Genomic DNA, 24,404 nt, shown 5'->3' on the forward strand with positions numbered 1-24,404 from the left:
TAGGCGAGGGCGATGACAGGCCGCTACGCCAAAAATCTGCCCTCTATGTGGCTCGTGACTGACGAACGGGTTTCGGCTGCAACGTTGGTGGAGAGCGCGGGCCGTTTGCCTCGGGGGCGGGGGGGCATCCTTTTTCGGCATCATGCAACCGGAGCGGCCGAGCGGCGGGCACTGTTCGATCGGATCGCCGCTATCGCGCGGCGGCGGCGGCTGGTGTTGCTGCTGGCGGGACCGGCAAAGCAGGCGTCGGCATGGGGCGCGGATGGATGGCATGGGCGGTTGGTTGGAATTGCGGCGCGGCCGTTGCTGCATAGCATGGCGGTGCATGACGCCCGGGAATTGAAGCAGGCGCAGCGGCGGGGGGCTGATCTGATATTTCTGTCGCCGTTGTTCCCTACTCGGTCGCATCCGGGGGGCAGGGTGCTGGGCCGCACGAGATTCGCGGGCCTGGCCCTGAGGGCTGGCATGCCGGTGATGGCGTTGGGTGGGGTTCAGGCGAAGCATCACACTATGCTGCGGGGCATGGGCGCTTCAGGTTGGGCCGCGATTGATGGGCTGACTACCGGGCCGACATAGGATGATGCTGGAGTTGGTACGGCGAGGCTGGGTGGCTTGGGGAGGGGCCGCTTACTCATTCCCCGCCCGCTTGCGGGAGGACTTAATGAGCGGAGCGAATTAGTCGCAGCGGGATGGGCTGTCGCAACCTTGTGCAGGCCCACCCCCTAACCCCCTCCCGCCAGCGGGAGGGGGCATAAGGTCCGCAATTGGTCGCAACCAGCCATGCTGGCGCTCCCTCGCGATGAAGCAAGGCTAACGATGTCGCGAAGTCAGGCTAGCCGCAGCTAGATCAGAATTTGAAGACGGTGCCCAGATAGACGGCCTGGTTATCCTGACGCTCGTCGGTCATGGGGGCCAGGCGGCCGATGACGCTGTTGTTGTAGCGCAGGCCCGCTGTCACGTTCAGGTTGCGCGTCAGCGAATAGGAACTGGCCAGATCCAGCGAATAATCCTTGTCCGCATTGGGCGTGCGGACGGCAGTGCCGGGATCGCGGCGGCTTTCGATCATCACCTTGGTGCTGAAGCGATTCTTGCCGCCTTCATCCAGCGAGAAATTCTTCGCGCCAGCAATATTATCGATCGAAACCGGATCCAGTTCCTTGCGGCCCACCGCTTCGGGCAGGGCGAACTTGCGCCAGCTATTCGCGCTGTTCAGGCTGAACGCGACGGGAGCGATGCTGACCGGATCGAGCGTCCGGTTGACCGACACGCGATCATTGAGATCCGCCGCACGCACCATCACGGTGACCGAACGCTGCCCGCTGAGCGAGCCGCTGGTGGGAGTGAAGCGAAAATTCTGACGTCCGGCCGAGGCGGCGATCCGGGCATAGGCCGCCGCCAGACGGGGATCCTTGGTCGTGGGCGTGAAGGACGAGATACTGCCAAGTGCGCCAAGGGAGACAGGAACATCGGCGCGCATGCGGACCAGATCGGTGGCTGCGCCGATCGCAGGAGACAGCATGAAGCCGGCCAAGGCAACCGCCGAGCCCGCCAACGCCAAATGTCCCCTATTCACACGCATGACGCGAATCTCTTCCCCACCGACGAATTTTCCAAACTTCTACACTTCAACACCGGCAATGGGTAGTGCGTCATGACCTTTTTATCCGCGCTGTTGCACGGAACACACAGAGTCAAACGCGCGGGGCGGCCAACCGTTTCCGGCGATGCCATGGCCCCCTTGCCCATTGCCACGGCTTCTCTATAGAAGCGGGGCGTTTTTCTTCAATATGGGACATGCCTGATGGTCCGCCGCCTACCCGCTTCTGTTTCCGCCGGTCTGCTGCTGACCGCGCTATTGCCGCTCGCCGCATGCGGGGGCGGGGCCAAGGAACGCCCCAAGGCCGATCTGGCCGCGTCGAAGGTCACGACCATCGGCGTCAACAGCTATCTGTGGCGCGCTACGTTGGACACGCTGTCCTTCATGCCGATGGTGCAGACGGATTCGAACGGCGGCGTCATCGTCACCGACTGGTACGCCAATCCCAACAGCCCCAATGAGCGGATGAAGCTGACCGTGTCGATCCTGGACCAGGATCTGCGCGCCGACGCGCTGCGCGTCGCCGCCAGCCGTCAGGTCAATCAGGGCGGCCAGTGGGTCGATGCGCCGGTGCAGGCCGCGACCGTGCAGAAGCTGGAAGAAGTCATCCTGACCAAGGCGCGCGACCTGCGCCGCATGGCGATCATGGGATAAGCCTTTCTTTCATCCGATTTTATTGAATAACGGGGGCTGGGCTTGGAAGAGCTCAGCCCGCATGCATTTTGAGGACTTGAATCCATGCAAAGGCGCTTCAACCCGCTGGAGGCCGACGCCCGCTGGCAGGCCGTCTGGGACGAGAAGCAGACGTTCAAGGCGTCCGACAGCAGCGACAAGCCGCGGTCCTACGTGCTGGAGATGTTCCCCTATCCGTCCGGGCGCATCCATATCGGCCATGTGCGCAACTATTCGATGGGCGATGTGCTGGCGCGATTCCGGCGCATGACCGGGCATGAGGTGCTGCATCCCATGGGATGGGATGCTTTCGGCATGCCTGCTGAAAACGCCGCGATGGAAAAGAAGGTGCATCCGGGCGACTGGACCCGATCCAACATCGCGACGATGCGCGCGCAATTGAAGAAGCTGGGCTTCGCGCTGGACTGGAGCCGCGAACTGGCGACCTGCGAGCCGGATTATTATGGGCAGGAACAGGCGCTGTTCCTGGACATGATGGAAGCGGGCCTGGTCTATCGCAAGGAGTCGGCGGTCAACTGGGACCCGGTCGACATGACCGTGCTGGCGAACGAGCAGGTGATCGATGGCAAGGGCTGGCGGTCCGGCGCGCCGGTCGAGAAGCGGAAGCTGAGCCAATGGTTCCTGAAGATCACGCAATTTGCCGACGATCTGCTGGCGGGCCTGAAGACGCTGGACCAGTGGCCGGAAAAAGTGCGGTTGATGCAGGAAAACTGGATCGGCAAGTCGGTCGGGCTGCAATTCCGGTTCGAACTGGACGAGGCCGTGGACGGCATCAGCGAGCTTGAGGTTTTCTCGACCCGTCCCGACACGATCTTCGGCGCGAGCTTTGCCGCTATCGCGGCGGATCATCCGCTGGCGCTGGCGCTGGAAGCGAAGGATGCGGGACTTGCCGCCTTTGCCGAGGAATGCCGCCACAGCGGCACTGCTGCCGCCGAGATCGAGACGCAGGAGAAGAAGGGCTACGACACCGGCCTGTCGGTGATTCATCCGTTCACGGGGCGTAAGCTGCCGCTGTTCGTGGCGAACTTCGTGCTGATGGACTATGGCACCGGCGCGGTCATGGCGGTTCCGGGGCATGACCAGCGCGACCTGGACTTTGCGCGCAAATATATGCTGCCCGTGGAGCGCGTGGTCGCCGCCGAGGGCGATGAGGCCAAGGGCATCGGCGAGGAAGCCTATGTGGGGCCGGGCCGCCTTGTGAACTCCGACTTCCTCAACGGCATGAGCGTCGAGGACGCCAAGGCCGAGGTTATTCGCCGCGCCGAGAGCGAGGGATGGGGCACCGGCACCACCGTGTTTCGCCTGCGCGACTGGGGCGTGTCGCGCCAGCGCTACTGGGGCACGCCGATTCCGGTCATCCATTGCGAGGATTGCGGGGCCGTGGGCGTGCCCAAGGACCAGCTGCCGGTCGTGCTGCCGGAGGATGTCAGCTTCGACATTCCGGGCAATCCGCTCGATCGCCATCCGACCTGGAAGCATGTCGATTGCCCGAAATGCGGCAAGGCGGCGCGGCGCGAGACCGACACGCTGGATACGTTTGCGGACTCCAGCTGGTATTTCATCCGCTTTGCCAGCCAACCCAAAGACAAGCCGTTCGATCGCGAGACGGTCGAGAAATGGCTGCCCGTCGGCCAGTATATCGGCGGCGTGGAACATGCGATCCTGCACCTGCTCTACGCGCGTTTCTGGACGCGCGCGTTGCAGCATATGGGGCAGATCGGCTTTGCCGAGCCGTTCACAGGCCTGTTTACGCAGGGCATGGTGACGCATGAGACGTACAAGTCGCCCGAGGGCGCCTGGCTCGCTCCGCAGGATGTGGAACGGCGCGGCGACGGGCTGGTCATGATCGACAGCGGCGCACCGGTGACGGTCGGCCGCGTCGAGAAAATGTCCAAGTCCAAGAAGAATGTCGTCGATCCCGATGACATCATCGCCCAATATGGCGCGGACGCGGTGCGCTGGTTCATGCTGTCGGACAGCCCGCCGGAGCGCGATCTGCCGTGGACCGAAAGCGGGATCGAGGGCAGCTGGCGCTTCATCAATCGGCTGTGGAGGCTGTTTGGCGAGGCCGACAAGGCGGCCGAGGGGCAAGACAAGGCTTTGGACCGCAAGCTGCACCAGACCATCGACGGCATCGCCAGGGATATCGAGGCGCTGTCCTTCAACAAGGCGGTGGCGAAGATTTATGAACTGACCAATGCGGTGGAGAAGGCCAGGCCTTCAGCCAGCCGCAGCGCCGCCATCCGTGCGCTGGCGCTGCTGGTCGCGCCGATGACCCCGCATCTGGCCGAAGAGGCATGGGCGGACATGGGCGAGGAGGGACTGATCGCCGAGGCGGCCTGGCCGCAGGTCGATCCGGCTTTGTTGGTCGAGGATGAGGTGACGATCGCCTGTCAGGTGATGGGCAAGCTGCGCGACACGATTACCGTGCCCAAGGGGACGTCGAAAGAGGAACTGGAAAAGCTGGCCCTTGCCGCGCCCAATGTGATGCGGACGCTGGATGGCGCGACGCCGAAAAAGGTTATCGTGGTGCCGGATCGTCTGGTGAATCTTGTCCTCTAACAAGGAACCGTTCGCCCTGAGCTTGTCGAAGGGCTTTTCTTCCGTCAAGAAAAGAGCAGGGCTTCGACAAGCTCAGCCCGAACGGTTAGAGGTTGGTCGATGAAACGCACTGTTCCCCTGTTCCTCGTCGCCCTGTCTCTCTCCGCTTGCGGGCTGCGTCCCGTCTATAGCGGCGGGAGTCAGGGTGCGGTGGCGCAACGGCTGGGCAATGTCGAAATCGCGCCGATCGAAGGGAAGGGCGGCTGGCTGGTGCGCAATGCGCTCAATGACCGGTTGTCGGCGATGAGCGGCAATGGGCCAAGCTACAGGCTGGTGGTCAAGCTGGACGACCAGATCAGCGGTTTCGGCTTGCGCGCCGACGCCGCCGTCACGCGCGAGCGGCGTACGCTACGGGCGCGTTACCAGTTGATCGACACCGCGACGGGCACGCAGGTCATTGACGACACGGCGGGGTCGGACGCGGGCATCGACGTCACGTCGAGCGAATATGCGACGATCGCGGCGGAAGACACGGCGCTGGAGCGTCTGTCACAGACGGTCGCCGACCAGATCGTGTCCCGCCTCGCGCTGTTCGCCGCGCGGGAAAAGCAGCGTTGAAGGCCAATCGCGGACAGATTGAAAAGGCGCTCGACGCACCGCCTGCCGATATTCGGTTCTTCCTGCTGTACGGACCCGATGAATCGGGGAGCGCGGCGCTGGGCAAACGGCTGGAGCGGGCCATGGGGCCTGACGCAGAGCGTGTCGATCTGGACGCATCGACCCTGCGCGACGATCCGGCGCGGCTGTCCGACGAGGCGGCGTCCTTTTCCATGTTCGGTGACAAAAGATGGGTGCGCATCAACGGCATGGGCGAAGAATCCCTGCCCGCGCTGACGGCGCTGCTGACGGCCGAGGCGGCGGGCAATCCGGTGATCGCGACGGCCGGGGCGTTGAAGGCGACGTCGAAGCTGCTGAAGCTGGCGCTCGACAGTCCACTGGCCATGGCCTTTCCATCCTATCAGCCCGACGGGCGCGAAGCGGAGCAGATTGCCGTCGCCATCGCGCGGGAAGGCGGGCTGCGCCTGGGGTCGGATCTCGCCCGGCGCATCGTCGATCTGGCCAATGGCGACCGGGCGTTGATGGCGGGAGAGGTCGAGAAGCTGATCCTGTATCTGGATGCCGCGCCCGACCGGCCGTGCGAGGCAACCGCCGAGGCGCTGGATGCGCTGTCCGCCGACAATCCAGACGCCGACTCCGCGCCGCTGGTGAACGCGGTGCTGGGTGGCGACCTGCGCGCGATGCACCGCGAACTGGGGCGGCTGGCGGAATCCGGGACGGCCATGGCGGCGGTGCTGCGGCCGCTGCTCACCCGCGCGATGCTGATCGCCAATATCCGATTGTCCTTCGATGGCAGCGGGCGGCTGGATGCAGCGGTCGAAGCGGCTGGAAAGCAGGTGTTCTGGAAGGAAAAGGGCGTCGTCACGCGGCAGGTACGGCTGTGGGACACGCATGGCATAGCCCGCGCCATTCAGCGGCTGGCGCAGGCCGAACGGGCCAGCCGGTCGGGCCGGGGGCTGGGCGATCTGATGGTGCGGCACGAATTGCTGGCCATCGCGCGGCAGGCGGCGCGGGAGCGATAGGCGTGATATGGCCGGGCCTTCGCCCGCGATCCTAAGCGCTTGATCGCGGATGCCGCCCTCGCCATATTGCCGCCCATGGACAAGCTCAATTTGACCGATGCCGAATGGCGCGAACGCCTTTCCCCCGAACAATTTCATGTGCTTCGCGAAGCGGGAACCGAGCGCGCTTTTACCGGAAAATATAACAGCAACAAGGCCGACGGCGTCTATTATTGCGCGGGTTGCGGAGCCGAGCTGTTCGACGCGGAGGAAAAATATGACAGCGGGTCGGGTTGGCCCAGCTTCACCGCGCCGGTCGACATTGATGCGGTGGAGGAAATTCGCGACAACAGCCACGGCATGATGCGAACCGAGGTGCGTTGCGCGACATGCGAGGGTCATCTGGGCCATGTCTTTCCCGATGGTCCGGGCGTCAACGGCCTGCGTTATTGCATGAACAGCGCGTCGCTGGACTTCAAGCCGCGTGACGAGGTTGAATAATCATTCATCGCCGGTAAAGCGTCGCTTCTCTTGAGAAGCAAGCTCTGCGGGTTGCCTGGTTTCCGCTGGCCGCCCATTCACTTAGCGCGTATGCGGGCGGCATAGATGGCACGATCGGGCAAAAGCAAGGGAAGGCCGGCCAAGGCGAGGCTGTGGCTGATGCGGGGCCTGAAATTCGGGCTGGTCGCGACGCTGGGCGGGCTGTTTGCCCTCGTGGTGGCGGTGGTCATCGCCTACCAGTCGCTTCCCAGCTATGAATCGCTGAAATCATCACCCAATGGCCAGATGATCCGCGTGCATGCGGCCGACGGCAGCGTGATCGTGTCGCTGGGGCCAAGCTTTGGCCGCTGGCTTACCTATGATCAGATCCCGACCGTGATGGTCGATGCCATGATTTCGACCGAGGACAGGCGCTTTTACATGCATCCCGGCGTCGATCCGATCGGCATGGCACGCGCGACCTGGGTAGCGTTGGAGAACCGGGGCAAGGGACGCCGCTGGCAAGGCGCGTCGACCATCAGCCAGCAGGTGACGCGCAACATATTCCTCAACAACAGCTATAGCTGGGGCCGCAAGGTCCGGGAGATGATCCTGGCGCTGGCGCTGGAGCGGAAATTTTCCAAGCGGCAGATATTGGAGCTGTATCTCAACAAGGTCTATTTCGGCGGCGGGGCCTATGGCATCGATGCGGCCAGCCGCAAATTCTTTGGTCATCCGGCCACCAGCCTGGACCTGCCCGAGGCCGCTATCATCGCCGGTCTGGTGAAGGCGCCGTCCAGCTATTCCCCCACCGCTGACGCGGAAGCCGCCATCGGGCGCGCGGGCGTGGTGTTGCAGTTGATGCAGGAAAATGGCGTCATCAGCGCGGCAGAGCTGGCCAGCATCGACCTGGACGACGTCAAGATGGCGCCGGAGCCGCCGCAGAACAGCGTGCGCTATTTCACCGACTGGGCGCTGCCGCAGCTCGACCTGCTGGTCGATGAGCCTAATGAACCGCTGGAAGTCTATACCACCATAGACCTTGGTATGCAGAAGGCGGCGACGGCGGCGATCCAGACCAATGTGCCCGCCGGGGCGCAGGGCGCGCTCGTGTCGCTGGACCGCGATGGAGCGGTGCGGGCGATGGTCGGCGGGCTGGACTATGTCACGTCCAATTACAACCGTGCCACCACCGCTACGCGCCAGCCCGGCTCGGCGTGGAAGATCTTTGTCTATATGGCGGCGCTGGAGGCGGGATACACGCCTGACACCGGCGTCACGGACAGCCCGGTCGATATCAACGGATGGAAGCCGCGCAACAGCAGCGGCCGCTATTCCGGCGACATCGATATTCGCACCGCCTTTGCCTATTCGGTCAACACTGTCGCGGCGAAGCTGGGCGTGGAGGTGGGCTTTCCCACCGTCGCCGACATGGCGCGCCGCTTCGGCGTGACGACGCCGATCAATACGCATCCGTCGATGGTGTTGGGCACATCCGACGTGCGGTTGATCGACATGACGCGGGCCTTTGCCTCGATCGCGCGCAAGGGCGTGGCGGTGACCCCCTATGGCATTACCAAGGTGACGACTGCGGACGGACGCCTGCTCTACCAGCATCAGGACGACACCAGCCGCGTTCTGGTTGCGCCCTGGGTGGCGGCCGGGATGACCGACCTGATGCAGACGGCGGTCAGCACCGGGACGGGCAAGGCGGCGCAGATCGGCCGCCCGGTGGCGGGCAAGACCGGCACGACCAGCAGCAACAAGGACGGCTGGTTCCTGGGATTTTCCAGCGGGATCACCACCGGCGTCTGGATGGGCCGGGACGATGCCCGCGCGGTGCGGGTTCTGCAGGGAGGTCGCGCGCCTGCACATGCCTTTGCCGACTATATGAAGGTTGCGGTTTCACGCCGCCCGGTCGAGCAGTTCGAAACGCAGGTGACATTGCCGGAGTGGCAGCTGGAGCCGGACGAGGAAGCCTATTATGGCGAGCCCGATAATGGCGTTGGCGGGGGCATGATGGTCGATGAAAACGGCCTGCCCATTGGCCCGGACCGGCAGCAACCGCAGGATGAGGCGCCCTATACGGATGACCAGCGGATCGATCAGGCGCCCGCCGCCCGCACCGCGCCGCCCCGGCTTGACCAGCAGTGGATCGATCAGGTGCTGGGCCGCGAGCGGCAGCGGCCCCCGCCACAGTAGGCGGTATGGCCTTCAGCCCTGGCGAGGCGTGGCGGCAAAGCGCCGCAGATCGAGCGCGCTGCCGTCGGGCATCAGGAAATCGATCCTGCCCCGGCCAAAGTCGATGGCGACGCGGTCGAACATCCTGAGCGCCTGGATGCCGAGCAGCAGGGTCGGTTTGTCCTGAAGGCCCAGTTCCCGGAAGGGTGGGGCATCCGCGAACATGACCGGCAGGTTGGTCAGGGTGATCGGACCCATGCGGATCTTGCCGATTTGTCCCAGCTTTCCGGTCAATGTCTCCCCGGTTACGCTGAGCAGGCTGACATCGCTCATTATGGGCGCGCGCTTCTTGCGGATCAGCTTGTCACGAAGCGCCAGATTCCCGACGCTTAAATGTGTGCCGGTGTCGAGGATGATGTTGACCTTCAGCCCATTGGCCTCGGAATGCAGCAGGATAAGCTGTCCCTTGCGGCGACGGGCTTCCACGATGATTGCGTCGGGATTGCGCCATGCAGGGCGGCTGGCGCCGATCTCCATGCGGCCCGTGCGAAAATTCAGCAGCAGGCGTTTGGCATGCAGGCTGTCCAGGCCAAGCAATCCGGCGGCGCCGAGATGGTCTGCCTCCAGCACTGGCGCTTCGATGTCGTCGATCGTTTCACGCCCATAGCCCAGGCGGGGGAGGGCGACGGTCCGCGCCTCGCTGCGGCCCGCCATGCTGATGATCGTCACCGCCCGTTGGTAGGGAAGGGCGAGGCGTTCGGCGAGGTCGCGGGAAATGACCGTTCGCTGCGACCCGGTATCGACAATGAAGTTCCACGGGCCCTTGCCGCCGATATGGATCGGGATCGACACCCGGTCATCCGCCGCAGTGACGGTGCGCACGACTGCTGGCGGATCGGCGGGCGGACTGGCAGGCGCGGTCGGCTGGGCCGCTGCGGAGAGGCCGAATGTGATGGCGGCAATTGCGGGGACGAGATGAAACGATCCCATGCCCTCACCTCTCCGGCTATTTTGTTTTGTTTATAACATGAAGGCTGGGCAGGGGCTATCGTTGCAACCGATGCGCCTTGACTTGGGGGTAATCTGATCGCTAAACGCGGACGGTCCATCCTGGCCGTCCAGCGCCGGAGTCCCGTGTTTTCCTAACCGGGCAGATTCCCCTGATTTTCGAATTTTTCTTCCTCATCTCTCTCCATCGGACTCTAGTCGAATGCACCTCAAGGATCTCAAGAAGAAATCACCCGCCGACCTCGTCACCATGGCGGAAGAGCTGGGCGTCGAAGGCGCATCGACCCTGCGCAAGCAGGACCTGCTGTTCGCGATCCTCAAGGCCGAGGCCGAGAATGGCGAGCAGATCATGGGCGAGGGCACGATCGAGGTGCTGACGGACGGCTTCGGCTTCCTGCGCAGTCCTGAGGCGAATTTCCTGGCCGGTCCCGATGACATCTATGTTTCGCCCAACCAGGTCCGCAAGTTCGGCCTGCGCACCGGTGATACCGTCGAAGGCGAAATCCGCGCACCCAAGGACGGCGAACGCTATTTCGCGCTGACCAAGCTGATGTCGGTCAATTTCGACGATCCCGATGTTGTGCGCCACCGCGTCAATTTCGATAACCTGACGCCGCTCTATCCGACCCAGAAGCTGGTGCTCGACTCGCTCGACCCGACCGTCAAGGACAAGTCAGCGCGCGTCATCGACATCGTGTCGCCGCAGGGCAAGGGCCAGCGCGCGCTGATCGTCGCGCCGCCGCGTACGGGTAAAACGGTGCTGTTGCAGAATATCGCCAAGGCGATCACCGACAACCATCCCGAAGTTTTCCTGATCGTGCTGTTGATCGACGAGCGCCCGGAAGAAGTGACCGACATGCAGCGCAGCGTGAAGGGGGAGGTCGTGTCATCGACCTTCGACGAACCTGCGTCGCGGCACGTCCAGGTCGCCGAAATGGTGATCGAAAAGGCCAAGCGCCTGGTGGAACACAAGAAGGATGTGGTGATCCTGCTCGATTCGATCACCCGCCTGGGCCGCGCCTACAACACGGTCGTCCCCAGTTCCGGCAAGGTGCTGACCGGCGGTGTGGACGCAAACGCCCTGCAGCGTCCCAAGCGTTTCTTCGGCGCCGCGCGTAATATCGAGGAGGGCGGCTCGCTGTCCATCATCGCCACGGCGCTGATCGACACCGGGAGCCGCATGGACGAAGTCATCTTCGAAGAGTTCAAGGGCACCGGCAATTCGGAAATCGTCCTGGACCGCAAGGTGGCGGACAAGCGCATCTTCCCGGCGCTGGACGTCGGCAAGTCGGGCACCCGCAAGGAAGAGCTGCTGGTCGACAAGGCCAAGCTCAGCAAGATGTGGGTGTTGCGCCGTATCCTGATGCAGATGGGCACGGTCGATGCCATGGAATTCCTGCTCGACAAGATGAAGGATTCCAAGACGAACGAAGACTTCTTCGATTCGATGAACCAGTAAGCCGGAGATTCGTTAGGCCGCCATGCTCGACCTGATCACGACAGCCACTGCCGCCGCGCAGGGCCTGGGCTCCCCCGCAGATATCTGGGGGCATATCGTTAGCGATTTCAGCAACATCGGTTCTCCGGCCGCGCTGGCCGCCTTTGGCCAGGTGCTGATGATCGACGTGCTGCTGGCGGGCGACAATGCGATTGTCGTCGGCGCGCTTGCCGCCGGCCTTCCGCCGCAGCAACGCCAGCGCGTCATCCTGATCGGGATCATTGCCGCGCTCGTTTTGCGTATCGGTTTTGCGCTGGTTGTGACGCAGCTGATGCAGATCGTCGGCCTGATCCTGGCGGGCGGCCTGCTGCTGCTGTGGGTCAGCTGGAAGATGTGGCGCGAACTGCATCCCAAGCGGGGTGCGGACACGCCTGACGACACCAGCGACGATGATATTTCCGGTCTGCGTCCCGCAAAGAGCTTTGCGGCGGCTGCCTGGGCGGTCGCGGTTGCAGACGTGTCGATGAGTCTGGACAATGTGCTGGCGGTCGCGGGCGCGGCCCGTGATCATCCGGGCATCCTGATCATCGGCCTTATCCTGTCCGTCGCCCTGATGGGCGTGGCAGCCAATATCATCGCCAAATATATCGAGCGCTTCCGCTGGATCGCCTATATCGGGCTGGTCGTGATCGTCTATGTTGCGGTCAAGATGATCTATGAAGGCATTGTCGATCATAATGTCGGCATATTGACCCTGCTGACCTGAGGATTGACGGGCGGGCGGCTATTTGGTCGTCCGCCTGCCGCTTTCCTCCGCCTGACATGTGCAGGCAGTCGCGGATCGCATTCAGCCTGCGCCGCTTCACCTTCAAACACGCTGCTCAGGCGATCAGGGCAGCAATAGCGTACTGCCAACAGTCTGCCGCGCTTCCAGCTTGCGGTGCGCTTCGGCGGCATCGGCAAGGGCGAAGCGCTGGCCTATGGCGGCGCGAATAATGCCGCGCTGCATACGGTCGAACAGCCGCGCGGACACATTGTCCAGCTCTTCGCGCGTGACGATATAGTCGAACAACGTAGGCCGGGTGACGAACAGGGAGCCAGCGCGGCTCAACTCCAGCAGGGAGATGGGAGGGACTGGACCAGAGGCGTTGCCATAGCTCACCATCATGCCACGCCGCTTGAGTGATGCGATGGACCCGATCCAGCTATCCTTTCCAACGCCGTCAAAGACAATATCCGCGCCCCGGCCCGACGTTAGGGCGCGCACCCGCTCGGGCAGTTCGAAAAAGGGCCCATGCAGGCTGTGGTCAGCAGTCACGCTGGCCGCCTTTTCCGCCGACCCGCTATGGGCGATGACGATCACCCCCTTGTCGCGCAGCCAGGGCACCAGCGCAGATCCGACGCCACCGGCAGCCGCATGGACAAGAGCCACCTGGCCCGGCTGCAGCTTAGCGATGTCTTCCGCCAGGATGCAGGCGGTCATCCCCTTCAACATCATCGCGGCCGCTTCATCGGCGCCAACGCCGTCCGGGATCGCGATCACACGATTGGCCGGGACGATATGATGAGTCGAATAGGCGCCCATCAGCCCCACGCTTCCCACCTTGTCACCGACTGCGACATTGGTGACGCCAGGGCCTACCGCAGCAACCCGTCCGGCGCCCTCCACGCCCAGAGTGAGGGGCAGGGGCGCTGGGTAAAGCCCTGAGCGGTGATAGGTGTCGATGAAGTTCAGGCCCACCGCATCCTGTGCGATCAGCACTTCGCCTGCGGCCGGGGGAGCGGGATCGAACGGCTCTCGCTCGATTGCCTCTGGCCCGCCCGTCGCGCGGACGATCATGCGATAGGCCTGGTTCATCGATAGTGTCGCTGGTCAGAGGTTGGCGGCGAAGAAATCGGCGGTCCGCTTGTCCGCCAACTGGGCGGCTTCCTCGTTCCGGCGAGCGCCCATTTCCGCGGCGAAGCCATGGTCCAGCCCTTCATAGTCATAAAGGGTAACGTGCCGATTGTCCTTCAGCCCTTCATGCATCGTCTTTTGAACTTCTGGTGGGACGAAACCATCGGCGGTGGGAATATGAAGCAGCAGCGGTTTGCCGATGGCATGCTGTTCGCCGAGCAAATTATCGATCCCGACGCCGTAATAGGCTACGAAGGCGTCGCCATCGGTCCGGCAGGCGGCCATGAAGGCGAGGCGCCCGCCCATGCAATAGCCGACCAGCCCAACCTTGCCAGCGCCGCCCAGTTCAGCGCGGGCGGCTTTGATCGTCGCTTCGATGTCGTAGATGGCACGATCCTGATCCAGCTTCTGCATATGCTCGATCGCCTTCTGGAAATCCTCAGGCACATCGGCATCCAGCTCGACCCGGACGCTATCGCGCCAGAACAGATCGGGAGAAAGGGCGAGATAGCCCTGTTCGGCCAGATGGTCGCATTTCCTGCGAATGCCTTCGTTGACGCCGAAAATTTCCTGGACGACGATGATCGCGGCGCGGGGCGTTCCTGTGGGGCGCGCAATATAGACGTCGAACTGGCCATCACCTTCCAGGGGCTTGATGGATGTAAATGCTCCCATGCTGAATCCTTCCGTTCTATTATGACTCTGCTCCCCAGGCATAAGCGGCTTCTGCGAGAGAGCCAACAGATCTGGAGAGCAAATTATTTTTTGCGTTTGTTGCCCATGATACGGCATGAGGCGGTAATGGCTGCAACAGAAGGGTGCCGACTATGAAAGTGACCGTGGATGTGGATTGCACCCCTGCCGAGGCCCGCACCTTCTTGGGCTTGCCCGATGTGACGCCGATCCATGACAAATATGTCAAGACGGTGCTGGACAGTTTCGACGGTGTGGCGAACATTGAGCAGATGGAAACGATGTTCAAAAGCTTTTCGCCGATGGGCGATGCGGGGATGCGCTTGTTCCGGCAGATGATGGACATCGGATTGGCAGGCGTCGCCGGGAAGAATGGCGACAAATCCTGAAGTTCGCGTGACGGACACTATTTACGCCCTGTCGAGCGGCGCACCGCCGGCAGGGATCGGCGTCATAAGGATCAGCGGTCCTTCGGCAGGTAAGGCGTTGGAATCCTTGGGTGGAAGACTTCCCCCGCCGCGCCGCGCTCACCTGACCCTGCTTACCGATCCGAAGGACCACTCACCGCTCGACCGTGCGCTGGTGTTGTGGCTCCCGGGGCCGGGGACGGCGACAGGGGAAGATGTGGCGGAGTTGCATTGTCATGGCGGGCGGGCCGTGATTGCCGCGATTGAGACCGTACTTTCTTCATTGGACGGATTGCGCCGGGCTGAACCCGGTGAGTTTACGCGCCGTGCCTTTGAAAATGGGCGAATGGACCTTAACGAGGTCGAGGGGCTGTCGGATCTGCTGGCGGCTGAAACGCAGCAGCAGCGCCGCGCTGCGCTCCTCATGGCAGAGGGGCATTTTTCTCGTCGCGTGGCCGAGTGGCAGGCGGCTTTGCTCGACCTGTCGGCCATGGCCGAGGCCGCGCTCGATTTTTCCGACGAGGATGATGTGCCGGATGAGGCTATCGAGACGCGCATCGTGGACGGGTTATTGAAGCTGGGTGGCGAAGTCAGGGCCGCGCTCAATGCACCGCGTGCGGAACGGCTGCGCGACGGCGTTCGAGTGGTCCTTGCAGGGCCACCCAATGCGGGCAAATCCACGTTGCTGAATGCCCTCGTGGGGCGGGAGGCCGCCATCGTATCGGACATCGCAGGGACCACACGGGACCGGATCGAAGTCCCCGCTTCCTTGGGCGGCACGGCGTTTCTTTTTACCGACACGGCCGGTCTTCGGGAACAGACTGACGACGCCATCGAAGCGATCGGCATGGACCGGGCGCGGGCCGCGCTGGAGGCTGCCGATATTATTCTGTGGCTGGGCGACCCGGCTATGCTTCCGCGGCCGGATGCGCATCTGATCGCTGCACAATGTGATCGGAAGGACGGATGCGCGGGCATGGCTGTATCCGCCGTAACGGGCGAAGGCATGGAGGAGCTCGCGGCATTGTTGATTGATCATGCCGCGACCTTGCTACCCAAGGAGCAGGATTATGCGCTGCACGACCGGCAGCGCGAAGCGGTTTCCACATTGCTGACGCATATCGACGCAGCGGCGCGAAATACGGATTTGCTGATAATTGCCGAGGAGCTACGACGGGCGCGCGCGGCGATTGATCGGCTGACGGGGCGGGCCAGTACCGAGGACATGCTGGACCGATTGTTCTCGGGATTCTGTATCGGCAAATAGATTTGTTCCACGTGGAACAGTTTTGACCGCCCCGCCCCAAGTCTGGTAAGGGGCGCCGCATGCACAGGGCTTTTGACGTTATAGTGGTGGGCGGTGGTCATGCCGGCTGCGAGGCAGCAGCCGCAGCCGCGCGCAAGGGCGCGAAGGTCGCTCTTCTGACATTCGAAAAATCGACGGTCGGTGCGATGTCGTGCAATCCAGCGATCGGCGGTCTGGGCAAGGGGCATCTCGTGCGCGAGGTGGATGCGCTTGACGGCCTGATCGCACGCGCCGCTGATGCGGCGGCGATCCACTATCGCATGCTGAACAGTAGCAAGGGGTCGGCGGTCCAAGGCCCGCGCGTGCAAGCGGATCGAGCCCATTATAAGATGGCGATTCACCGCATGATCGCGGCCCAACCGGGATTGGAGATCGTTGAGGGAGAGGCTGTTGCCTTGGTCCTCCACGCGGGAGAGGTCGCTGGACTGGAACTGAGCGACGGCCGCACTCTGACTTGCAAGGCCGTTGTTCTGGCGACCGGCACGTTCCTCGGCGGCAAATTGTTCCGAGGCGAAGAGATAAGCGAAGGCGGGCGCACGGGAGAAAGGGCGGCAACGGTGCTTGGTGTCCAACTCCGCCAGCTTGGCCTGCCCATCGGGCGACTGAAAACCGGGACGCCGCCAAGACTGGACGGCCGTACCATCGACTGGGCGCGGTTGCAGGAGCAACCCTCCGACCGGGGCGGCTGGACGATGTCGGCTCTGTCCTCTGGCCGTGCGCTGCCGCAATTGCAATGCGCCATCACCCGCACCAATGACACCACCCATGCGATCATCCGGGACGGGCTTGGGCGATCACCTTTGTTTAGCGGCGCGATAGAGGGGCGCGGGCCCCGTTACTGCCCCTCCATCGAAGATAAGGTCATTCGGTTTGGCGATCGGGACGGCCATCAGATTTTCCTGGAGCCGGAAGGGCTTTCCAGTCATCTGGTTTACCCCAATGGCATCAGCACCTCGCTGCCGGCCGATGTTCAGCAGGCGATGGTGCAATCCATGGCCGGGCTTGAACGGGCGGAAATCGTCGTTCCTGGCTATGCGGTCGAATATGATCATATTGATCCGCGCGCGCTGGACGCCACGTTGGAGATGCGCGATGTGCCGGGCCTTTTCTGCGCGGGGCAGATCAACGGCACGACCGGCTATGAAGAGGCCGCTGCCCAAGGGTTGGTGGCAGGCGTGAATGCCGCCGCAAGAGCGCGGGACGAAGCGCCACTGATCCTTGACCGTGCGAGCAGCTATATCGGCGTCATGATCGATGACCTTGTTTTGCAAGGCGTCACCGAACCTTATCGGATGTTGACCGCCCGGGCCGAATATCGGCTGCGGCTCCGTGCCGACAATGCGGGCAGCCGGTTGGAGAAGGTCGGGCAGGAGCATGGCATTTTGGGGCCGGAGCGTTCCGATCTATATGCACGCCGCGCTCGCCAAAGGAGGGCAGTGGACGAACAGATGGGGCGGTTGCTGTCGGCTTCAGATATGGTGAAGGTGGGGGCGGCGGTTCGACAGGATGGCGCGCGGCGCACAATATTTGAGTGGGCCAGATTTCCTGAAGTGTCGCGAGAGCTGCTGTTTTCGCTCACGCCGGCCTTGCGGGCTGCTGACCCGGCCCTGCGCGAGGAAATTTTGGAGGACGCACATTATGCGCCTTACCTGGAACGGCAGGCCGCTGAGATTGCCGACCTCCGCAGGAACGAGCGTGTCAATATTCCCGCCGATTTCGACTTTGCGATGATCGGTGGGCTTTCCAACGAAATGATTGAGCGCCTGGAGCGGGCGCGCCCCGATACGCTCGCTGCGGCGGGGCGCATCCGTGGCATCACGCCTGCCGCCTTGGCCGCATTACTCGTCCATGTGCGGCGGCGCGCCGCATGACGGAGGATGAAGCGAAGCAATGGCTTGTTGATAGCTTGGCTGTTCCACGTGAAACAATGGGGCGTTTGGAGCGATATGTCGCTCTGTTGTTGGCCGGGATGGAGGAGCAAAATCTTATTGCGGCATCGACACGCAATCATGTCTGGGCACGGCATATCGTCGATTCGGCCCAACTTTTGCCCTTCGCGAGCGGGGCCGGGGAAGGACCGTGGGTAGATCTTGGCTCCGGCGCTGGGCTGCCCGCCATCGTCGTCGCTGTCCTTTCCAATCGACCGGTCGTCATGATTGAGGCACGACGCAAGCGGATCGAGTTTCTGAGCCACATCGCCACTGAGTTGGGATTGGCGCATGCTAAGGTCATTGGCGGCCGGGTGGAAAGCGCGGAGATGGCGGTGCCAGCCTCTATCATCAGCGCGCGCGCATATGCGCCTCTGCCGCGATTATTCAGCTCAGCGCTTCATCTTTCGACGGATCAGACCATTTGGGTGCTGCCAAAAGGACGAAATGCGGAAATTGAACTGGAGGCGACGCGGCCGACATGGCAAGGTGTGTTTCACGTGGAACGGAGTGTCACCGATACCGATAGCGCGATCATCGTCGCGCGGGGTGTGACGCCGAAGGGCAAGAAAGGTCAAAGATGATCCGCATCGCCATTGCCAATCAGAAAGGTGGTGTCGGCAAGACCACGACCGCGATAAATCTGGCGACGGGCCTTGCGGCCACTGGCTTGCGCGTGCTCCTGATTGACCTCGACCCCCAGGGGAACGCGTCTACCGGCCTGGGCGTGAATCAGGCCGATCGGTTGCGGTCAAGCTATGACCTGTTAGTGGGCAATTGCGGGGTAGACGATGCGGTGCTCCCGACCCGCGTGCCGAAATTGGAAATCATTCCCGCGACGCAAGACCTGTCGGGCGCAGAGATTGAGCTCATCGAATATGAAGAGCGCACGCATCGGCTGGAGCGGGTGTTATCCGAAGCGCAGCCGGGTCGGTGGGATATTTGCCTGATCGACTGCCCGCCATCGCTGGGCCTGTTGACCATCAACGCCATGGTTGCTGCCCAATTCCTGCTCGTGCCGTTGCAGTGCGAATTTTTCGCGCTCGAGGGGTTGTCCCAGCTTTTGCAGACTGTGGAGCGCATACGAGGCCGGTTCAATCCCGGCTTGTCGATCATGGGCGTGGCTCTCACCATGTATGACCGGCGCAATCGCTTGACGGATCAGGTGGCGGATGACGTCCGCGCCTGTCTGGGGGATCTGGTTTTCTCCACGGTGATTCCCCGCAATGTACGACTGTCGGAAGCGCCCAGCCATGGCGTGCCGGCGCTTATCTATGATTTTCGCTGTTCGGGGTCTGAAGCCTATATGCGCCTTGCTCGTGAACTGATTTCCCGATTGCCCCGACAGGAGGTTGCCGCTTGAGCACCGAAAATGACGAAAAGCTGAAGGTGGCCAAGCGTCCGCACGGCTTGGGCCGTGGTTTGTCAGCCCTTCTTGGGGATGTGGCGCGGGAAGAACCCGTGACGCAGACCGCACCGTCAGCCTCCACCAAGGCCATCCAGAGCATTGAGGTCGCGCTGATCCAGCCGCATCCCGAACAGCCGCGGCGTCATTTTGATGAGGGCGCATTGGCGGAACTGGCCGACAGCATAGCCAAGCGCGGGGTCATCCAGCCGATCATAGTTCGTCCGCATGGCGGCGGATTTCAGATCGTTGCAGGTGAACGGCGCTGGCGCGCGGCGCAGCGGGCGCAGATGCATCGTATTCCTGCGATCGTGCGTGATTTCGACGAAGCGGAAACGCTGGAAATCGCGCTGGTCGAGAATATCCAGCGGGAGGATTTGAATCCGATCGAGGAGGCAGAGGCCTATCGCAAGCTGATTGCCGACTTCAACCATAGTCAGGAGGCGCTGGGCCGTCTGGTCGGCAAATCGCGCAGCCATATCGCCAATCTTATCCGCCTGCTGGACCTGCCCGGATCGGTGCAGCAGCAGGTGGTCGAGCAGAAGCTATCCATGGGCCATGCACGCGCCCTGATCGGTGCGCCAGATTGCGAAGCGCTGGCCCGAACAGTGGAAGCCAAGGGGCTTTCGGTACGTGACACCGAAAATCTGGTGCGCCGTACCAAGAATGGAGAGGCAGCTGTTCCGCGCAGTCGCGCCGGAGCGGTGCCGGAAGTCAAGGATGCTGACATAGGGGCGTTGGAACAGCATCTTGCCGACATTCTGGGCGTGAAGGTGGACATCAGCCACGGCGTCGGCCCTGCTGGCACCTTGACGCTTCGCTACTCGACTCTCGATCAACTGGATATGCTTTGCCAGCGTCTTTCCGGTGAGCGGATCTGACCGAAGGTCGCCCTGCGTAATAAGATTGTCGGCCCACTGGCCTTTTGATTGCCGGTTTCTTAGGTTGTGGCCATGGCCGACATGCAATCCACCCACGCCGCTGCTCCTGCGATCATCCGCCGTCAGGACTATTTGCCTCCCGATTGGTTGGTCCCCCAAATCGCTCTGGATTTTGCGCTCGATCCGGCGCGCACGCAGGTGCGGGCGATACTGAGCGTCACGCGCAATGGCGTTCATGAGCGGCCGCTGACACTGGATGGTGACGGACTCTCGCCCATAGAGGTGAAGGTCGATGGCCGTCTGTTGCAAGGCGACGAATGGGCGGTGGAAGGCGGCTCTCTCGTCATTCCGCTGCCGGGTGACACGCATCAGGTCGAGACTCTGGTGGAGCTTGCTCCCGAGAATAACAGCAAGCTGATGGGCTTATATGCCAGCGGCGGTCTGCTCTGTACCCAGTGCGAAGCGGAGGGCTTTCGCCGCATCACCTTCTTCCCCGACCGGCCCGACATATTGTCGCGCTATTCGGTTCGCATGGAGGCGGATCAAACCCGTTATCCGATATTGTTGTCGAACGGCGATCCGGTCCAACAGGGGACGTTGCCGGGGGGCCGACACTGGGCGCGCTGGAACGATCCCTTTCCCAAGCCCTGCTATCTCTTCGCGCTCGTTGCCGGAGACCTGGCCTGCAAAGCTGACAGCTTCGTGACCATGAGTGGACGCGAGGTCAAACTTGGCATCTGGGTGAAGGAGGGCGACCTGCCCCGCACCGACCACGCCATGCGGGCGCTGAAGAACAGCATGGCGTGGGACGAGCGGGTTTATGGCCGCGAATATGATCTAGATGTGTTCAACATCGTCGCCGTGGCGGATTTCAACTTTGGCGCGATGGAGAATAAGGGACTTAACATATTCAATTCGCGTTATATTCTTGCTGATCCGGAGACCGCGACCGACATCGATTATGATGGGGTCGAGGCGGTTGTGGCGCATGAATATTTCCACAACTGGTCGGGCAACCGGGTCACATGCCGGGACTGGTTCCAACTGTCGCTGAAGGAAGGCTTCACTGTCTTCCGCGACCAGAATTTCTCGGCCGATATGGGCAGTCATGCGGTCAAGCGGATCGATGACGTCCGCGTGTTGCGGGCGGCGCAGTTCCAGGAGGACTCAGGTCCGCTGGCGCATCCCGTGCGGCCGGAATCCTATATCGAGATCAGCAATTTCTATACCGCGACCATCTACAACAAGGGTGCGGAGCTGATCCGGATGATGGCCCTGATGCTTGGGCCCGACCGCTTCCGCGCGGGCAGCGATTTGTATTTCGACCGGCATGATGGGCAAGCGGTGACCTGCGAGGACTTCGTCAAGGCCATGGAAGAGGGTGGGGGCATCGACCTTCGCCAATTTCGCCGCTGGTACGAACAGGCGGGCACACCGCATGTCCGGGCAACGCTGCGGCACGATGCGGCGGCGCAGTCGGTCGAACTTCTGCTGGAGCAAAGCATTCCGCCCACTCCAGGCCAGCCGGACAAGCAGCCAATGGCGATACCCCTTTGCACAGCATTGTTCGATCGTGCAGGGGGCAGGCATAGGGGCGAAACTTTGCTGATGCTGACGCAGGCACAGCAGAGCTTTACTTTCAACGGCTTTGCGGACGCGCCTATTCTGTCGATCAATCGCGGCTTTTCCGCGCCGGTCATTGTCGAGGCCGACCGCAGCCAGGCAGAGCTGGCCTTCCTGTCCGCGCATGACGATGATCCTTTCGCCCGCTATGAAGCGATGCAGCAGTTGATGGTCAACGCGCTGGTCGGTCGTGTCGCCGGGCAGAATATCGATGAGGGCGCAGTCGTGGCGGCGATCCGCGATACTGCTACCGATCCGAATCTGGACCCTGCATTCATTGCCGAAGCGATCCGATTGCCAAGCGAGGCCTATCTGGGCGACCAGATGGCACAGGTCGACCCGGATGCGATCCACGCCGCGCGAGACGCATTACAGCAGCGAATCGGGGAGCAGTTGGAGCCGCTGTGGCGGGATATTCATGCCAGCATGAAGGCCAATGGTTTCTCGCTGTCTCCCGCTGCGAAGGGGGCCCGTAAACTGCGCAATACGGCGCTGCTCTATCTGGTGGCGTCCGGCGCGGACGATGGGCCGACAATGGCCTTTTCCCAGTTCGACGAAGCCGACAATATGACCGAGCGGCAGTCGGCATTAGCTACGCTGGCCAATAGTATCAGCAACGAACGGGAAGCGGCGCTCGACATATTCTATAACCGTTACCGCAGCGATGCGCTGACGCTGGACAAATGGTTCCAGACCCAGGCGTTTGCTTCCCATCCCGACACGGTCGATCTGGTCGAGGAACTGGCGCGGCATCCGGATTTCACTCTGTCCAATCCCAATCGCGTGCGGTCGCTCTATAGCGCCTTCGCGGGCAATCAGTGGGCCTTTCACCACAAGTCGGGCAAGGGATACCGCATGGTGGCCGACTGCATCATCGCGCTCGACAAGATCAACCCGCAAACAGCCGCGCGGTTGGTGCCGCCGCTGGGGCGCTGGCGTCGTTTTGACGAAGGTCGCGCTGCCCTGATGCGGGCGGAATTGCAGCGCATCCTGGCCGAACCCGGCCTGTCGAAGGACGTCGCCGAGCAGGTCAGCAAGAGCCTGGACTAAAGGGCGCGTGTCGCCGAACGACATGGGGGATCACCCAAATCCCCCGCTTCGCAGGAATTATTGGCTTAGCGGCCGCTGGAGGCGAGCCAGGCCGCTACGTCGGCGGCGACCTTGTTCGCTGCCTGGTTCAGCGGAGCGCCGATATTGCCTGCTTCGATCTTTGCGCCAATGGGCGCGCTGGCGGTGAAGCGTTGGCGAGAAATGGCCGTGCCGCCCGGTCCCGCGAGAATGGCGTCATAGGTGACGACCGCACTATTGCTCGCTTCATCCAGGCCAAATTCTATCAGCTCGCCCATCAGCCGCTGCCCGGCATCTGCCGAATATTGGCCGGGGTCGAGCACGATCCGGTTGCTGGTGGCCGCGATCGTTTCCGACAGCAGCTTCTGGAACAGGTGGCGGGGCGTGTCGGCCCACTGCACCTTGGTCACATAGGCGATGGAGGTGGGGGAGGTGCGCACCGGCACCCGCACGGTGTCGATCAGCTTTGGCGCTTCGGGATCGGCCACGGTGATGGTGCTGCCAGCGGAGACGCTCCGAAGCGTGCCTGGCGTCACTTTCTGCACGGCATCCAGCGATAACAGCTGTTCGGGCGGCTTACCGCCAAAGGACACGCAGCCGGAAAGCGCGGCGACGAGCGCGAGGACGAGCGGAATGGCGGCAGGTTTCTTGTGGAACATTATCGCGCTCCCTCTCATGGCTTGTAATCGGGCAATTTGGGTGATCCGACGATTGATCCCGCGCCTTGCTGGTCCAGTTTTTCAGCGACGCCACGGAACGCCCGCGACATTTCGCGAAGGTCGCGGACCAGCTGGTTCACTTCGGGCATCGTCTGGTTGCTGAATGCGCGAACGCCCGGCTGCGCCTCGGCAATCGTCTTGTCGAGCGTATCGATGCTGCGAGTGGCGGACTGCACGCTCTTGCGCAGGTCGGCCATCAGCGGCCTGCCTTCGTCGGTCAGCAGGGAGTCGGTGGTCGCGGCCAGCTTGCCGATCTGTTCGGCCGCGACGCCGGTGCGCTGAATGGCGATGCGGGCTTCGGCCAGCGTGGCGGCGATTTCAGGACTGCGATCGGCCAGAGCGCCCGACACGCGTTCGAGATTGGTCAGGATGCCAGCGATGGATTGCTGGTTCTTGTCGTTCAGCAATTCCGTCAGCCGCTCGGTCAGGGTGGACAGGCGTTCCAGCAACTGCGGCGCATTGTTGAGCAGTTCGCCCAACGCTCCCGGCTTGGTCGGGATGACGGGCACGCCATCGGGACAGGCGGCGAGCGGGTTCGGTTCCGGGCAGCCGATCGGCGGCGCGCCCTTGACCGCGCCGTCCAGCACGATCTCGCTGACGCCAGTGAAACCCACGCCCGCTATGGTGGCGGTGGTGCCCTGCAGGACGGGGGTGCCCTCTCTCACCGAGATGCGTACCTTCACGAAACCGGGGTCGCGCTTCCACAGCTCGATCTTTTCGACCTGACCGGAAGGAACACCCGAATAGTTGACGCTCGATCCCTTGGCGAGGCCGTTCACCGACTGTTTGAAAAAGATGTCATATTCTATGTTGTCGCCCTCGGAGAGGCGCGAGAACCAGAAGGCGGCGATCATGATAGCCGCCAGCAGCAGCAGCGTGACCGTGCCCACCAGCACATGGTTGGAGCGGGTTTCCATATC

The 24,404-nt window shown here is 62.7% G+C and carries 22 protein-coding genes; 16 read left to right on the forward strand and 6 right to left on the reverse strand.

What is annotated here, in order from left to right:
* Window positions 1-12: 12 nt before the first annotated feature.
* Window positions 13-576 carry a thiamine phosphate synthase gene (locus K663_RS00100; RefSeq protein WP_062112565.1) on the forward strand — a complete coding sequence of 188 codons (564 nt, stop codon included), beginning with the start codon at window positions 13-15 and terminating at the stop codon, window positions 574-576.
* 271 nt (window positions 577-847) lie between these two features.
* On the opposite strand, the gene K663_RS00105 is transcribed toward K663_RS00100, so the two are convergent.
* Window positions 848-1,579: a hypothetical protein gene (locus K663_RS00105; RefSeq protein WP_062112568.1), complete on the reverse strand. Its 732-nt coding sequence runs from the start codon at window positions 1,577-1,579 to the stop codon at window positions 848-850.
* Between the two features lie 222 nt (window positions 1,580-1,801).
* Here K663_RS00105 and K663_RS00110 point away from each other — a divergent pair, with 222 nt between their 5' ends.
* From K663_RS00110 to K663_RS00135, 6 genes are all read left to right on the forward strand, one after another.
* Entirely contained in the window at window positions 1,802-2,251 is a 450-nt protein-coding gene (locus tag K663_RS00110) for a DUF3576 domain-containing protein (RefSeq protein WP_062112571.1), read from the forward strand.
* An 84-nt stretch (window positions 2,252-2,335) separates the two neighbouring features.
* Window positions 2,336-4,852, forward strand: a complete 2,517-nt coding sequence (leuS, locus tag K663_RS00115; protein WP_062112574.1) for a leucine--tRNA ligase — start codon at window positions 2,336-2,338, stop codon at window positions 4,850-4,852.
* Window positions 4,853-4,951: 99 nt separating this feature from the next.
* A complete protein-coding gene (gene lptE / locus K663_RS00120) occupies window positions 4,952-5,449 on the forward strand; it encodes an LPS assembly lipoprotein LptE (RefSeq protein ID WP_062112578.1) in 498 nt (165 codons plus the stop codon).
* Window positions 5,446-6,471: a DNA polymerase III subunit delta gene (gene holA / locus K663_RS00125; RefSeq protein WP_062112581.1), complete on the forward strand. Its 1,026-nt coding sequence runs from the start codon at window positions 5,446-5,448 to the stop codon at window positions 6,469-6,471. The genes lptE and holA overlap by 4 nt, the downstream gene beginning before the upstream one ends.
* Window positions 6,472-6,546: 75 nt before the next feature.
* Window positions 6,547-6,951, forward strand: coding sequence for a peptide-methionine (R)-S-oxide reductase MsrB (gene msrB / locus K663_RS00130; RefSeq protein WP_062120031.1), 405 nt, complete (start codon window positions 6,547-6,549; stop codon window positions 6,949-6,951).
* A gap of 105 nt (window positions 6,952-7,056) precedes the next feature.
* Window positions 7,057-9,132, forward strand: a complete 2,076-nt coding sequence (locus K663_RS00135) for a transglycosylase domain-containing protein (protein WP_062112584.1) — start codon at window positions 7,057-7,059, stop codon at window positions 9,130-9,132.
* 12 nt (window positions 9,133-9,144) lie between these two features.
* Here the strand turns inward: K663_RS00135 and K663_RS00140 are convergent, their stop codons facing one another.
* Entirely contained in the window at window positions 9,145-10,101 is a 957-nt protein-coding gene (locus tag K663_RS00140) for a retroviral-like aspartic protease family protein (protein WP_083535782.1), read from the reverse strand.
* A 220-nt stretch (window positions 10,102-10,321) separates the two neighbouring features.
* Here K663_RS00140 and rho point away from each other — a divergent pair, with 220 nt between their 5' ends.
* Both rho and K663_RS00150 read left to right on the forward strand, forming a co-directional pair.
* On the forward strand, window positions 10,322-11,578 hold the full coding sequence (gene rho / locus K663_RS00145; RefSeq protein ID WP_037469064.1) for a transcription termination factor Rho: 1,257 nt from the start codon (window positions 10,322-10,324) through the stop codon (window positions 11,576-11,578).
* Between the two features lie 22 nt (window positions 11,579-11,600).
* A complete protein-coding gene (locus K663_RS00150; RefSeq protein WP_062112588.1) occupies window positions 11,601-12,323 on the forward strand; it encodes a YjbE family putative metal transport protein in 723 nt (240 codons plus the stop codon).
* 123 nt (window positions 12,324-12,446) lie between these two features.
* On the opposite strand, the gene K663_RS00155 is transcribed toward K663_RS00150, so the two are convergent.
* Complete coding sequence (locus tag K663_RS00155) at window positions 12,447-13,415, reverse strand: quinone oxidoreductase family protein (protein ID WP_235589471.1); 969 nt, start codon at window positions 13,413-13,415, stop codon at window positions 12,447-12,449.
* 15 nt (window positions 13,416-13,430) lie between these two features.
* Window positions 13,431-14,129, reverse strand: coding sequence for a dienelactone hydrolase family protein (locus K663_RS00160; protein ID WP_062112591.1), 699 nt, complete (start codon window positions 14,127-14,129; stop codon window positions 13,431-13,433).
* A 152-nt stretch (window positions 14,130-14,281) separates the two neighbouring features.
* On the opposite strand from K663_RS00160, the gene K663_RS00165 reads away from it, so the two are divergent.
* The 7 genes from K663_RS00165 (at window position 14,282) to pepN (ending at window position 22,747) form a co-directional block, all read left to right on the forward strand.
* Entirely contained in the window at window positions 14,282-14,536 is a 255-nt protein-coding gene (locus tag K663_RS00165; RefSeq protein ID WP_037469069.1) for a DUF6489 family protein, read from the forward strand.
* A 7-nt stretch (window positions 14,537-14,543) separates the two neighbouring features.
* Window positions 14,544-15,821, forward strand: coding sequence for a tRNA uridine-5-carboxymethylaminomethyl(34) synthesis GTPase MnmE (mnmE, locus tag K663_RS00170; protein ID WP_062120039.1), 1,278 nt, complete (start codon window positions 14,544-14,546; stop codon window positions 15,819-15,821).
* A 59-nt stretch (window positions 15,822-15,880) separates the two neighbouring features.
* Window positions 15,881-17,731, forward strand: coding sequence for a tRNA uridine-5-carboxymethylaminomethyl(34) synthesis enzyme MnmG (gene mnmG / locus K663_RS00175; protein ID WP_062112594.1), 1,851 nt, complete (start codon window positions 15,881-15,883; stop codon window positions 17,729-17,731).
* A complete protein-coding gene (rsmG, locus tag K663_RS00180; protein WP_062112597.1) occupies window positions 17,728-18,372 on the forward strand; it encodes a 16S rRNA (guanine(527)-N(7))-methyltransferase RsmG in 645 nt (214 codons plus the stop codon). The genes mnmG and rsmG overlap by 4 nt, the downstream gene beginning before the upstream one ends.
* Window positions 18,369-19,151, forward strand: coding sequence for a ParA family protein (locus tag K663_RS00185; RefSeq protein WP_062112600.1), 783 nt, complete (start codon window positions 18,369-18,371; stop codon window positions 19,149-19,151). Before rsmG ends, K663_RS00185 begins: the two co-directional genes overlap by 4 nt.
* Complete coding sequence (locus K663_RS00190; protein WP_062112604.1) at window positions 19,148-20,074, forward strand: ParB/RepB/Spo0J family partition protein; 927 nt, start codon at window positions 19,148-19,150, stop codon at window positions 20,072-20,074. Before K663_RS00185 ends, K663_RS00190 begins: the two co-directional genes overlap by 4 nt.
* Before the next feature lie 72 nt (window positions 20,075-20,146).
* Window positions 20,147-22,747 carry an aminopeptidase N gene (gene pepN, locus K663_RS00195; protein WP_062112607.1) on the forward strand — a complete coding sequence of 867 codons (2,601 nt, stop codon included), beginning with the start codon at window positions 20,147-20,149 and terminating at the stop codon, window positions 22,745-22,747.
* Window positions 22,748-22,812: 65 nt separating this feature from the next.
* Here pepN and K663_RS00200 read toward each other — a convergent pair whose 3' ends face one another.
* Both K663_RS00200 and K663_RS00205 read right to left on the reverse strand, forming a co-directional pair.
* Window positions 22,813-23,424, reverse strand: coding sequence for an ABC-type transport auxiliary lipoprotein family protein (locus K663_RS00200; protein ID WP_062112610.1), 612 nt, complete (start codon window positions 23,422-23,424; stop codon window positions 22,813-22,815).
* Between the two features lie 14 nt (window positions 23,425-23,438).
* Window positions 23,439-24,401 carry an MlaD family protein gene (locus K663_RS00205; protein ID WP_062112612.1) on the reverse strand — a complete coding sequence of 321 codons (963 nt, stop codon included), beginning with the start codon at window positions 24,399-24,401 and terminating at the stop codon, window positions 23,439-23,441.
* Window positions 24,402-24,404 lie beyond the last annotated feature (3 nt).

This window comes from Sphingobium sp. MI1205, from assembly GCF_001563285.1.
In the GTDB taxonomy this organism is placed as follows: domain Bacteria; phylum Pseudomonadota; class Alphaproteobacteria; order Sphingomonadales; family Sphingomonadaceae; genus Sphingobium.